This is a genomic window from Salinibaculum salinum, from assembly GCF_037645885.1.
Lineage (GTDB): Archaea > Halobacteriota > Halobacteria > Halobacteriales > Haloarculaceae > Salinibaculum > Salinibaculum salinum.
The window spans coordinates 59964-73914 of the sequence record NZ_JBBENW010000009.1; the positions used below are offsets into that span (position 1 = coordinate 59964).

At 54.5% G+C, this 13951-nt stretch carries 10 protein-coding genes; 4 read left to right on the forward strand and 6 right to left on the reverse strand.

Translation table 11 applies throughout. The features are described from left to right. Positions 1-257: 257 nt before the first annotated feature. The 5 genes from xseB to WDJ60_RS11060 all read right to left on the reverse strand — a co-directional run bounded on the left by xseB (position 258) and on the right by WDJ60_RS11060 (position 3209). Positions 258-440 carry an exodeoxyribonuclease VII small subunit gene (xseB, locus tag WDJ60_RS11040; protein WP_340100490.1) on the reverse strand — a complete coding sequence of 61 codons (183 nt, stop codon included), beginning with the start codon at positions 438-440 and terminating at the stop codon, positions 258-260. Positions 441-442: 2 nt separating this feature from the next. Next, positions 443-715 carry a hypothetical protein gene (locus WDJ60_RS11045; RefSeq protein ID WP_340100491.1) on the reverse strand — a complete coding sequence of 91 codons (273 nt, stop codon included), beginning with the start codon at positions 713-715 and terminating at the stop codon, positions 443-445. A 215-nt stretch (positions 716-930) separates the two neighbouring features. After that, a complete protein-coding gene (locus WDJ60_RS11050; RefSeq protein ID WP_340100492.1) occupies positions 931-2169 on the reverse strand; it encodes a tyrosine-type recombinase/integrase in 1239 nt (412 codons plus the stop codon). Beyond that, complete coding sequence (locus tag WDJ60_RS11055; protein ID WP_340100493.1) at positions 2166-2624, reverse strand: hypothetical protein; 459 nt, start codon at positions 2622-2624, stop codon at positions 2166-2168. The genes WDJ60_RS11050 and WDJ60_RS11055 overlap by 4 nt, the downstream gene beginning before the upstream one ends. A gap of 3 nt (positions 2625-2627) precedes the next feature. Then, positions 2628-3209, reverse strand: a complete 582-nt coding sequence (locus WDJ60_RS11060; protein ID WP_340100494.1) for a DUF7342 family protein — start codon at positions 3207-3209, stop codon at positions 2628-2630. 294 nt (positions 3210-3503) lie between these two features. On the opposite strand from WDJ60_RS11060, the gene WDJ60_RS11065 reads away from it, so the two are divergent. Beyond that, entirely contained in the window at positions 3504-4757 is a 1254-nt protein-coding gene (locus WDJ60_RS11065; RefSeq protein WP_340100495.1) for a tyrosine-type recombinase/integrase, read from the forward strand. A 575-nt stretch (positions 4758-5332) separates the two neighbouring features. Here the strand turns inward: WDJ60_RS11065 and WDJ60_RS11070 are convergent. Next, entirely contained in the window at positions 5333-5899 is a 567-nt protein-coding gene (locus WDJ60_RS11070) for a hypothetical protein (protein WP_340100496.1), read from the reverse strand. Positions 5900-6586: 687 nt separating this feature from the next. On the opposite strand from WDJ60_RS11070, the gene WDJ60_RS11075 reads away from it, so the two are divergent. The 3 genes from WDJ60_RS11075 (at position 6587) to WDJ60_RS11085 (ending at position 13933) form a co-directional block, all read left to right on the forward strand. Further along, complete coding sequence (locus tag WDJ60_RS11075) at positions 6587-6871, forward strand: DUF6788 family protein (protein WP_340100497.1); 285 nt, start codon at positions 6587-6589, stop codon at positions 6869-6871. Between the two features lie 65 nt (positions 6872-6936). Further along, positions 6937-10122 (forward strand): PD-(D/E)XK nuclease family protein, encoded by a 3186-nt coding sequence (locus tag WDJ60_RS11080; RefSeq protein WP_340100498.1) that lies wholly within the window; start codon positions 6937-6939, stop codon positions 10120-10122. After that, positions 10115-13933, forward strand: coding sequence for a UvrD-helicase domain-containing protein (locus WDJ60_RS11085; protein WP_340100499.1), 3819 nt, complete (start codon positions 10115-10117; stop codon positions 13931-13933). The genes WDJ60_RS11080 and WDJ60_RS11085 overlap by 8 nt, the downstream gene beginning before the upstream one ends. Positions 13934-13951: the final 18 nt, after the last annotated feature.

Below are 13951 nucleotides of genomic sequence, written 5' to 3' on the forward strand. Positions count from 1 at the left end.
TGCTTTGCTGGCCGTTCGGCCCGTTCTTTCGCCAGTACGTCTGAGTAAGCTTCCTCGACGACACGAGCAGAGTTGTCCAGTTGGTCGGCGGCGGCGCTCACCCTGTTCAATCGTGAGCGTGCGCCCGACTCCGTGAAGCCGGAGACTCTGCCTCGAAAATGCTGAATCGGAGCGGGCACAATCTTAACCAACAGAACACCGTCCTTCCGATGGAGTATTGGTTAAGAATCTGGCCGACTTGCCGACTACCGCACCGGTCACTCGATTTCGATAACCTCGCCGTCCCCGTCTTGGAGGCGTTCCCGGATTTCGGCCAGCAATTCCTGACCCTCGTCGTAGAGATCGCGGCTGTCCTCAAGCGACACGTCGGCCGCATTGAGCTGGTCGATAATCTCTTTGACCCGGTCAATTCTTCGTTTGATGTCGGGGTCCTTCGGCATTCTCAGATCACTTTCAGCCAGAAGGCGGTGATGAGCAGCAGCAGGATGAGGACAGCAATCGCCGCTTTGTAATAGACCGGCGGAAGGCCCTCACGAGCGGTCGCCTCCTCGACTGCCTCGGCCAGTTCCTGTTTGTGTTCGTGTTCGTGCTCCTGCTCCAAGGTTTCGTAGGCGGCCTCAAGTTGTTGCTCCAACGGCTCGGTATCGCTGGCGAGCAAATCATTCCGAGATTTCGCGATATACTCGCCAGCGGACGTCGGCGTGATCGCGGCCATATCCGCTACCCGATCCGCGATTAACCGGTCGTCAGGCGGTGGTGCAGAATAGTTCTCAAGGCCCAACTCGGCGAATTTCGATCACCGGGGTCATATAAATCGAACCGATGTTCAGAGGACAATAACGGTTCGTATCGGGGCGAAAGCTTGTCCCACTCAAAGATCGAAATCACGCAGTTCAGGGTGTGTCAAGACTTCTGTACCACCGCCCTTGCCTAAACAAAATCACCATCAACTTCATTGAGGGCTTCTGTTGCCACGTCCCCTAGTTCACCAGCCTCGATATGCGAGTACCGTTCACGAACCATCTCTTCGGAGTTATCGAGATACCGGGCAGCCACCGTGTACCCGAATGCGCGGACAAGCACCTCGCCCATCCCGCGACGGCCACCGTGGGGCGCGAGATACTCGTGTTTTGGATGGTCGATGTCGATCCCTGCAGCCTCGGAAAGCCGCTGAAGAATCGACCGTGCACCGTCCGTGGTGATCGACGGCGGCCAGATATCCTCATCGAGCGTCAACAAGAGGTCTCGAGCGTACTCCTCACGTTGCTCGTCGATTGCATCTGGGCGTTCTCCTCGGTCGGCTAGCTCCTCCTGCACGAGTCCTGCGAGCGTCCGCTGGTCGAACGTCGGGAACACTGGCCACCGCTCGGTTGGTGGATCCATGAGCTTCCGATAGCTCCGCAACGGCGAAATTACTGGGTCAGGAAGACTCGCGGCGTCCCACTGCTGTTTCTTCCGGTAGACGTCCATACTCCCGTCCTCAAGCGAGAGGTCCTCCCAGCGGACGCCACGTCGACGCGGATCATTCGGGTCCCGGAGGAGTTCACCGACGCGTACGGCGGTGTACGCGAGGACGAACACCAGAGCCCGATCACGAGCCGCCTTCAGCGCCGCGTAGCGCGCTCGCTGTCTGTCAAGGAGATTGGTATCCTCCGGGAGTGTCGTGTACGTCTCGATGGCGTTACGGGCCTCATCGTCGACGTACCGAGTGAGGGCGTGGCGCTGTTCGGACGTCCATGCCTGCTGGTCACCGGGCTTGCGGCCGTCGTCTTCGGGGAGCGGTGCCATCGCGCTGGCCCGCTGCGCGTAGTGTGCTTCGAGGTAGCCTTCGTTGACGCACCAGCCACACCACGCAGAGATATAGCGGTAATAGGTTTGGACGGTATTTTGCTTGAGTCCCCGATCTCCGGCGAGGTGCCGGGCGTACTCCCGAAACACACGTGCGTCGAGATCGTTGAAGGTCGGCTCCCGGTCAACGTCGTCAGGGACGATCCCGGTCCGGTCGTCGTCACCGTGGTCGCCGGCGGCCCACTCGGCGAACCGCTCGAGCTCGCGTGCAGCATTTCGTCGATAGTTCCCGCCGTCGCCACCGCGGCCTTTCCCCTTGTCCTGGAGGTAGCGCTCGAAGGAACTCGCGAGTGACTGATTAGTGCGTTCTCGAGGTGTCATCGTTCCTCGTTCGCGTACTGGTAAGTCGAACGGACGTCCTCGAGGAGCGCTTCGACGATTTCCCAGAGGATCAGGGAAGGAGTCTCGTGTTCAAATGTGATCCCCCAGCGGTCCTCCGTATTGGCGGCAGAGTACTGGAAATGCGCCCGTCCGAGATCAGGATGGTCCTCGTCCTGGTGCCAGCCGGCGTGAAAGCCCGTGTTCGGATCGGTGTAGTTGATACGGAACCAATCGTGTGGGTCCTGTCGATACCACTTGACGGTCATTTCCGGCGAATCAGGGCCCGTTGGGGGATCAAGGCGGGCTGGATCAAAAACCGCCCGCAGCTGCTTGGCCTCGATATCGTCAGGGACGTCCTCGATGGCCGTGATCTGGGGGACACGGTCGAGGACGTCCCGCTTCAATTGGGCGTAGAGGTTCGCGTTCGGGTCACCACCTGGATGCGGGACCGACATCCGTTAGCTGCTGGCCTCGGCAGGCTCTGTCGTCGGAGCGAGGAAGTCCCACTCGCGGATGGCGAAGCCAACAATCTGGATACGCCGTTGAAGGTGCTCCCACTCGCGGGCAATTTCACGGCGCCGATCTTCCTTGTCACCGTCAAGGGACTCGTCAGCGAGCGTTCCGCGAAGCTGGTTCGGTGACTCGACGCCGAATTCGTCCTCCCAGTCGCGGATCTGGGTCTTCATATCCGCGAGCCGGTCCGTAAGCTCCTCGACAGTGTGTCCGCTGTCTCGAAGACGCATCGCCTCCTGCATCGCTTGGCGGCGATAATCAGGGTAATACGTCGTGTGAGTACCGCTTTCGTCACGGTGGAGGATGCCGTCGTCGACGAGTCGCTCGAGGACGCGCTTAGTTGGTTCGTGTGACCAGCCCGCTTCGGAGGCGATCCAGTTGGCCGTCTGTGGCTCCGACAGCTGCCGAGCAACCATCCGTACGCGGTCTTCACCCGTGGTCTGGCGTTCCATCAGGCCCTCGGAGTTTGATTCATTTTCGGTCATACAACATCGTTCGGGCTTTGTCTTAATATAGGTTGAGGTCATTAGTTCTATATCGAATTAACTTCTTCGCCATCGCCCTGATCTCAGCTGAGGGTAGCCAGAGCAAACTCGGAGCCCGGTCTTGGCGGCTCTACCCCGGGGGAAGCGCCGTCGTGAGGTGGTTGCAGCATTCGTGCTTCACAGACGGCGGCGGGGTACTTCAAAGTGGTCGTGATTATTCGAGTAATCGATAGTGAATTAAAAAATCGTGTGCGAGTCGGCATTGTGCCAGAAACAACCACTAGATTAGCACCGATAAAAATACTAGAAGTCTAACCGTAGGGCAGTTCATAGGATATGAACTGGAACGACAAAATTGATGGGCCAGTGACACTTGTGAAGACTTTCAAACCATATTTAAAAATTATTTCAAAAGGGGAAAATAGTGATGGAGGAACTTACCGACGTAACGTTGAGCGCGAATTGCATCGATTTGTTTCATGGGCGAAAGGAGAGGAAGGGCCAGACGATTGGTCAGGAATTGTAAATTGTGATAAATCGGAGCCAAGTACATCTGATTTAAGTCCGGATGTGTTTCAGGAGTATGCTCGTTATCTTAATGCACAAGCGAATCTAAAACAGAGCACTGCGATCGTGTATTATTACATGATTGCTGGTTGGGTGAGTTGGTGTGCTGCTGAACGTATTATTGATGCAGACTATGCGGATCGGGCAAGACAGACGAATATTATATCAGGCGGTATTGAAGAACGACCCAGTATCCAGCAACGGTGGAGTTTAGAGGAATTATCAACACTCAGATCGCACGTCGATAAGGCTGCTAACGATGCCGTTCAACAGTTTGAGACAAATTACGATAAAAAAATCGAAAAATACCCGCCCCCTTCGGAAGATATACAACGAAAGTGGTACGATATACTGAGGGCTCATCGTAATAGGGCATTAGTTTATGTGATAGGATTAACTGCAGTCCGAGGAAGTGAAATATTTCGGCTACAGGAGGACCCTCGTCGAATAGGTTTAAAATGGAAACACGTTCATTTTGATGATGGTTATCTTTCTGTTTATCGGAAAACTCAATCATGGGATGCAGCACCGATGCCAGGGCCTGTCGCTGATGCACTGACTTCTTACCGACAGTGGTTACGAAACCCACCCGAAGAATGGCCAGTCTTTCAGACATTCCACTATCCTACTGTGACACAGTATGTTAAAAACAAATTGACTAAACGTGGTTGGAATGATCAAACAATAGCTGATGCTCGACAAGATTATGTATATGATATGTTTCTAGCACTTTCTGAAGATATCGAAATACCATCAATGACAACTGATGGTTGTCGAAAAACATTAGCATCGCTCTGTGAAGAGGCAGATATTGAGCCTGAGAAGCACGATTACTTGACGCCACATGGTGCTCGAAGAGGTATAGGTGAGATTCTTGTTCGACAATTTGATTTCAAAACAGCTGCACGGTACTTAGATAACTCAGTCGAAGTAGTAAGAGAGCATTATTCACATATCGAAGCAAAAAAACTTGCAGATCTGATATCACCCGCGTTAACAGATCCGGAAACAGAAAATAAATGAGGAAAGATGTAAGCAGTCTTGTTCTGCCGAGGCCACAGATACAGTCCATGACTGCCTCCGAGGACCGGGTCTATTTTTGTTTTTCTGCTGTAGAAATTTCCGTATAAGATGTGGGCGCTTTAGTAATATTATAATAAATACAGCGGGGAATGGGCATTAGAAGACAAATACTTTTGAATATTGCGGATATATATCAATAAAAATTTAGTTTACTAGACAGGTGGTGTGGTCATCCAGCCAGATTCCGGCCCCAAGTACATCGAATAACAGACACTCGTTCAATCACGATCACCTATTTGTACAGAAACCCTCTACAGTCGATCAGCGAGGGTGTTATTAAACCGCCTGCTGAATGTTGATTACTCGATTAGAGAATCAACTCTTGTCGTCATCAATTTTCTGAGCTGAGATATTGTGAATTACAGTACAATCCTGTCCTGGACATCCTGTCAACGTATCAGATTTGATTTTGTCCTCATCCTCGTCGTAGACCCATGATACAAATCTATGACAGTTATTACACCTGTATTCAATTTCGATTGGCATAGTTTAGTTCGCTCGTGTCGAGTCCGCGTTCATACGGTTTGCTTGATCGTCCAGACATTCCCGCTGGTGGCTGACTCTGACGCAGTGATTGCAAATGGTGGGTTCTCAGCATTCCGCCACCGGCCTAGAATCCCGCCCACATGGGTGCTTCGCAACTCAATATCAGATGCAATCTCGTTCGCTTTTATTTTGATCTCGTCACATTCCTCGAAGCGGTCCTCAAGATACTCTCGAACAATCTTCTCTGGATCATCCTTCACTGTCGCATCACCGGAAGCGGGGACGTCATCAAAGGTGGATACCGGCTCGGTGAGCAACTCGGGTTCATTGTCATTGTTAGCGGTCAGGGGTTCAGTATAGGTTGCCACTTCGTGCTCGAACAAGGAGAGTACCTCTTCAATACTGTCGACGGAGTCAATCTCCGAGTGCTGCTCCGTTATTGCTCGAATCATTGATTTATACAGCCGATCGTGCGTCCGCAAAACATCGATACCATCGGCGAGTCGCTGGTACAGCAACATTTTCTGGAAACCACTAGATGTAATGACAGCTTCGAACTCTTCCTCGGACAGGTCCTCTTTCGAGATGCTGATCATGTATCCATTCGAGAGCAGACGAGGATGGTTCTAGGCCGATGCATCGCGGATGACCGTTGAGAACGAAAAGTGTGCTTCGACATCTCGGTTCCGTAATTGTCAGTCACTTCTTCGTGATACTTAAAGATTCACGATTCCGTGATTGGAGGTCACTATAACGTGATTAAAAATTGATAAGTCCAGGGCAAACGACGGCTGACAGGACAACTGATGAAAAAGCGACCAGATTGGATGTCGAATACTGATGTGCTGCTTCTCGTCGCGTTAGACTCCTCTGACCTACTCCCGGTTCAATCACCATCTATTCTCGGCTATAATCTCGGTATGTCTCGCGAACACGCCTCTCGGCGGTTAGCAAAACTCAGTGACCACGGGTACGTCAAAAAGATTGAGGACGGAAAGTACAGTGTGAGCGAGAGTGGCGAGACATTTTTAACCGAGGTACCAGACGAGAAATGAGTAAGCTGGTCAAATTTAGTTGGTTCGTTACGATTCCCTCATTCCCAGCTAAGTGTTAGAGAATCAGATCCCAGTCTCCAGATCGGTCGCCATCGGCAGGTGTTCTTTTGTTGTCGCGGTAGCCGCCAGGTACGCGTACGCCGTCGTGATCGGTAGTCGCGTCGTCGTGTTCGTGACGCCGATATAGCACTGCGCCAATAGATACAGTTGGCGCGTAAGCGTCTTAATATGGGTACTCCTACAGAGACGCTGCGAGATCTCCACGCCTATGTGGAGACACTTATCGAGTATCGCGAACAGCCAGTCGGAGAAGACGAACTTCCTGAGACAGCCGAGCCTGTTGACAATACCGATACGTCGAGCAAAGGAACAGTTGTCAAAGAGAAAGTCAAATGTGGCGATGACAGCTGCAAGTGTGCAAGCGGTAACCCAGCTGATATGGACGGGCCGTATCTCTACCGCTACTATCGCGACGGCGGTGCAATGAAATCGGAGTACATCGGCAAGCCGTGACCTGCTTATAACGCGAATCTGTCCTTCCAGTAGTTTGAAGAAACTGGTATGTAACGTGTAAAAGAATGGCAGCGAATACGGTCCTTGCTGGCCCTTCCTTTACAACACTCAGAGATACAGCCTTCGACCGAGCCGACACATTAGCAGACTCCGGCCCCCAGCGGACCCTCATCCTCGAGAACAACGGCTATCAGCGTGAGTCGATCGCTGAAACGTGGCAAGACACGTACTCACCGCTCCGCGCACAGATCACAGACTTCTCCTCGTTCGTGATGAAAGCCCACGAGCGACTCTACGGCCCCTATCCCGACATTGGTACATTCGAGCGTCGGCGAATTATCGAACAGGCTCTCGAAGACGTAGACCGCGACGGAACACTGTCCAACGCCCGCCAGCATCGCGACTCATTCTCCGAACTCTTTCTTGAGTTAGAGGCAGCGAATGTACTCACCCCAAAGGCTGTCAGAGAACATCTCGGGAACACCACTCTCGATACCCACTATATCGAGCCGGTCGCGAAAGCATTCGAGGCCTACACCGAGTATCGATCAGACATCGCGCACCCGGAGGCACGCCCGCGAAATCAGAAAGCCGCCGAAATTGCAACAGCTGAGACACCACTCACAGAAGCGTTTCCGACAGTCGATACAGTCATCGTCTCTGGGTTGCTCGATCCCTCGCCAGTCGAGGCAAACGTCCTTGAGCGGCTGAGCGATGATTTCGAAGTTTTGTATGTGCTACCCCACACACAGCGAGACGCTCAGGACGGACAAGCCAACCCTGTCATTCGACGGACGAGGAACACACTGGCGGACCTCGGTTTTGAGTTCGAGACTATCGCACCAGCAACCGAGCAGCCATTACATAACGTCGCGAGCAAAATGTACACGCCACAGGCCAGCCCGGAGCAATCGTATCCGGAACTGGCGTGGAATCGAGCGCCAACGCCCGACCGAGAGGTTCGACACGTCGCTCGCCAGATCAGACACGATCTCGCAACCCGTGCGTACACACCAGATGATATCCTCGTCCTCGTCCCAGGATTGTTGTCTTACAGAGAACACATCGCAGATGTCTTCTCTGCATACGGGATCGACCGAGCGATGAACCTTGGAGTGTTTCTCGAACACACCTACGCCGGACGTGCAATCCTCGATACACTCAGCCTCTGTGACAACCCTACCGCGACTGTTGTGACGGAGATCGCAACGAACCCCATTGTCGATCTGCCCGATGTCGACGCTGCCGAACTCGTCGATATTGAACGCCGACTCTACACTGCGGATATCGACCGTTTCCAAGCGGAACTCGAAACCTCGACAAAAGGTGTTGATGCGCTGTTGGACATCACCGGAGATGTCGCTGAAGCGTCACCGGATACCTTCGTTGCAGCGTTTCGCGACCTGCTTGCGTATCTCGGGCTCGACGATCCGGACGCAATATCAGTTGACGGCACACAGACGCTCGTGACCTACGAGACACGCGCGATCCAACGGATACAGCGCAGCCTCGAGTCCGTCGAGAAAGTCATCCAGACATGCGGTCTCGACGACCCGCTGCGAGAGCTCACGGATGGGATCGAGGGGCTCAGAATTCCTGCTTCACAAGCTGATCCGACTGGGCGCGTTGAGATTATTGGCTTACAGGACACACCGATGGCAGATTTCGAACGCCTCTACGTCCTTGGTGCAACCAACGAGCATTTACCTGGATCTGACGACCGGCCACGGTTCTTCGAGACGGTTGGGACAGCGTTGGATCTCTTTGCGGAACACGAATCGCGGGATCGGGCTCGACATCGGTTCTGTACGCTTCTCGCCAACGCGGAGTCAGCACACATCACGACGCCCGAACGAACGTCCGATGATGATCAGTTGCTCGAATCTCCAATCGTCGACGAACTTGCTCGCGTCGCTGGCCTGACTCCCAACGAAGAATTTGACAACGAACGTCGTGGTTCAACTGAGGACCTCCAGCGAGCAATCGGGCTGAGTGGTGCGGATCCTGATGACCTCTCGATAGCCGTCGAACAGGCATCAAGCGGTGCTTTCGAGCGTGAGCAGGCAACTTTCACTCAGAACGGAATCCAGTGTGCAACTCACCGGTCGGAAACAACGCTAACCACACACGATGCCCAACTCAACGATACACCGTTGGAGAACCTCAACGAACGACTCACGCACCGCCCGTTTAGCCACAACCGGCTCTCGAGTTATGCCACCTGTGGCTTCAAATATCTACTCAGCGAGGGGCTCGGATTCGAAGAGCCCGACACGATCGACCCAGAGCTTGATCATCGGCTGGTCGGTACCGTCGTCCATGAGACCCTGGAAACCTTTTTCACCGAGCTCCAGACCGATAGCGAACCCGTCGATCTTGCGTCCTTTGACCGCGAAGAACTCGAACGACGACTGTTGGCCGCGGTAGAACAGACACTCACGGAAAACGACTATCCCATTGCGTCTGCATTCGACGAACGGCTCATATCGATCCTCTGTGCGGGACTGGCATCCGAAGCCGAAAACCCGTACTATCACGCAGTCGGCACAGAGGCAGCCCATGAGAGTGGCCGTGGCGTGTTCGTGAGGTTCCTTGAGACGGAACTGGAGACAGATACAGACGCGAAGCCGCTGTATTTCGAGGCGGAATTTGGGGACGATCGACCAGTCCTCGATAATGACGGGACGCCACTACCGGTTGGAGGTGTAATCGACCGGGTTGACGTCACCCCAGATCGGTCGTCTGCAACGGTGTTCGATTACAAGACATCGCGACGGAACCGGATTTACACGCTCGAAAAGCACGCGATCGGAGGGATGAACTTCCAACTCCCGCTCTATGCCCGCGCTGCCCACACACTGCTCCCAGACGTCGATACTCCGATCGAGGCGGCCTACTATATGATTCGCCCGGATCCCGAAATAAACCGCTTTGGGAAGCTCTCACGGCGGCTTGACGACGAGGTATACGCGCAATTCCTCGAAACGGCGACCCCAGAGCGTATCGAAACAGCCATCGAGGCACTTGAGCAGGGAGCGTTTCATCCGACTGTCGCCGAGGAAGACGCAGCCCAGTGTGAGTACTGTGCATTCCAAGATGTCTGTGACGTCCGGCATCATCGTCGCGAAGCGATCATCGATGAAATCGAAGGAGACGACAACATCTACGTACCGGATGCCGCCCAGACTGATGACTGGGACGAACTCATCGGTCAGCTTTCTCCGGCTCAGGGAGGTGACATCGATGTCTGAGGAAATCCCCGAAGTAGCTGACGAAGGGACGGACGATGAGTCCGATGATGAGTTCACACTAACAGAGCAACAGCAGCAAGCGTTAGCACTCGATCGCAACGTCGCAGTCACCGCCGGGGCCGGGACAGGAAAGACAACGACACTCGCCGAACGGTACCGTCGGATGCTCTTGTCGGATCCGTCTCTCGATCCCGAGAATGTTCTGACAATTACTTTCACGAACGATGCAGCGAACGAACTCGAGGACCGCATCCGTGACACGATCGACGAGGAACTCGAAGCGGCGACCCCAGAGACATACGCTCGCTGGCGGCGGGCCCAAGACGGACTCGAAGATGCGTATATCCACACGATTCATGGGTTCTGTAGCCGGCTACTCCGTGAGTTTGCCGTCGAAGCAGGCGTCCATCCGGACTTCGATACGCTCGACGAAACTGACGCCCAACGGGTGCTTGACGCCGCGATTACGACCGTGCTCGACACCGTCGCGGAAACCGCCGAGGAACCGCCGTTTGGAACCCGCGATCAGACACTCGGCTCGGAAGACCCCCTTGATGGAACACAGACAATCGTTGACCGATGGGGGGTCACTGGTGAGACACTGAGTGAGGATGTAAGGCGGTTAGTGCAACTCTATCCCCGCCGTCGGTTCGAGAACCTACTATCTGATCTGTTTGACCAACGACCAGACAGCGTTGATTGGGCCGAAGACGTTGCTGAAATGACTGCCGACGAGTATTTCGAGGCCTCACTCGATCGTGTAGAACCAGCGTTCACACCGAATGAAGCGGAAACCATCTACGACAACGAGGCAGTCAGAGAAGCACTCAACGAGATCATCGCGCTCGCGGACGTAGAGCATGGATTCAGCGAGGCAGACGATGACGGGCAGGCTACGATCGAGCTGGTAACAGAGATACTTACCCAGACAGGCGCACATACAGCTGACGGAACCCCCTACGACCGAGCGGTATTGTTCACTCATCTCGGGAATCGGGTCACAAAGGGTAGCGGTGGCCTGTATTCGTCGCAGACGTGGCGCTACGAAGGGAGCTCAAGCCGGTGGAGTAAGCACGGCCTCGAAGCCGAACATGACCGACTCTGTGCTGCGCTGGATACGCTTATCGAGCATCTCGAACCAGAACAACGGAATATTGACCGTCGGATCGACATTGCGAGAAACGAAGCACAGTACACCGTCGCACTCGCCCGTGTCTTTCAGGCCGTTCTCGAAGAGTACGAACATCGCAAAGACCGCCAGAATGCACTCGACTATTCCGATCAGATCCAGCAGGCAATCGAGTTCCTCGATGATAATCCCACTGCCTGCCGCGAACTTGGCGAGCAGTTCGCCTACATCATGGTCGACGAGGTTCAGGATACTGACCCCCGACAGTGGGAGATCGTCAAGCGACTCTCTGGGACGGAGACCACAGTCTTCGATGGGCAGAACGCGCTCCTCGTCGGTGACGAAAAGCAGAGCATCTACCGATTCCGTGGGGCCGATGTCACGCATTTCCGCTCCTCACGCCGAGAACTCACTGCCGCGAATCCCGATGGCCTCGACGCCGAGCAGGACATGACAACAAACTTCCGGACGTTGGATGGTCCACTGACGTTTATCAACGAACTCTTTGAGCGGCTGTTCCGTCCGGCTGGAATGGAAATCCCCGACAACGGCAGCGTCGCAGACGTCCCTGAGGAAGAGTATGCACCCTTTGAAGCCACGCCGCAATGGCTCGAGACAGGACGTGAAGAGGGGACAGAGATCGAAGGGGACGTTGAATATTTGCTTGTCCCGAAAACAGAGGACGACGCAACGAAACTCGACCTGCCAGACGGAGCGATTGCCGACAAAAACGCATCCTCAGCAGCTGAACGAGAAGCCTATGCGGTCGCTGCGCGGCTGTCAGAGCTGTTCGAATCCGAGCGAACCATCTACGATCCTGATCGCGAAGAGGTATGCCCAGTCCAGCCCCGACACGTTGCACTCCTGTTCCGATCGACGACTCGCGTGGCTGCCTTCGAGAGAGCACTCGAAGCATCCGACATCCCCTACACGAACCTCGCGGGATCGGGGTTCTACGAAACACCAGAGATCAAGCCGCTAATAAATCTTCTCCACGTACTCAACGATCCGACAGCCGATATTCCGCTGTATGGCGTGCTCCGTTCACCGATCTTCGGGTTTTCCGACGAGGAGCTGGTGGAACTGGCTGCCACCGATGAGCCACTCTGGGTTGCTCTCAAGGGGGTCAGCGGTAACCTCGATACAGCCCGACAGACGATACGCAGCTGGCGAGCCGCTGCCGGATTCGATAGCTCAGAACAGGTGATCTCCTGGAGCACACTACTCTCACAGATTCTCGAGGATACAGGCTATCTCGCGAGTATTGGGGCCGATGAACGCCCCCAGCAGGCGATCGCGAACGTCGAAAAGTTCCGGGATCGAATTCGATCCTGGGAGGAAGGAAGTACGCTCTCGATAGCTAGGCTACTCGACCGGATCGAGACCGAACGCGAGGCTGACGATGACCCAGGAGAGGCGACGATCCCCGGCGACATTGACGGCGTACAACTCCGGACGATTCACTCCGCGAAGGGACTCCAGTTCCCAGTCGTTGGTGTACCGGAACTGGGTCGGGAGATCAATATCGAATCGAACCTGCCGAGCGGACACATCGAGACGATCGATGGAGAGCCAGTGCTCGGACTGAAGACACCAGATCCGCGTGAGCCCTTCGAGACAGTCTCCTCACCGCTGTTTGATCTCGCCACGGCCCACAACGAGCGAGAAGAACGGGCAGAGAGCAAGCGAACGCTCTACGTCGCACTGACGAGAACACGTGATCTTCTGTTGTTGAGCGGGCTGCACGAAGCCGATGAAGATCGTGAGTCAGGGCTGGCAGCAGGCAAGCCGCCAGCTGAAGCAAAGCGGCGGACAGACTGGCTCCAACCGCTCCTGGTGGAAGATGACAGTTTAGTCGAGGCCCTTTCGACAACGCCGTCAGTCCAGCGATCGCTGGGAGCAGCAGATTACACGATCCATCGCCCACCGGACGGAACGACATGGCGTTCGACGACGGCACAGCAGCGCCCACCAACAGACATTGAGATTGATGACCCACCATCGACTCAACCGAATGTCCGGCTTACAGCCACTGAGTTCCGTGACTACGTCTACAACATGCGCCATGACGGAGCCTCGAAGCCGACGACGCCGGGTTCAAACGACGCATACGACATAAAGGACTCTGATACGAAAGAATCGACACAAGCACTTGACCCGACAGTGATCGGCGATATCGTACACAAACTCTGTGAGCTCCGACTGCCACAAGCAGAATGGCCTGATATAATCAGACGGCTTGGACCGGATCCTACTGTCATTACGGACGAAATCATAACCCAAATTGAAGAACACGTCAACACTGGACTCGCCGAACTCGAACAAATCCAGTCGGCGCATCCAGTCGAACAGCGGTTCGACGAGTTACAGGTGACAGCTCGCTTCTCGGCCGGTCGGATCATCGGTGATATCGACCATCTCTCCGTCACACCGACCGGATACCACGTCGTCGATTACAAGACGAGTGGCCTCACTGGACGGTCGACAGAGACATTACGAGAATACTATCTCCCACAATTACGGGTGTACGCCTGCGCACTCTATCAAGCGGATCCAAGCCTCGATAGTGTTGATCTTCGATTGGTATTTACTGATGAAGGGGAGACGGAGTCCATTAACTTGGAACCGGCAGATATCGAAGCCGACCTCGATCGCTACGAGACAATCTTACAGCAATACTAACTCACTCACATCCTCCAA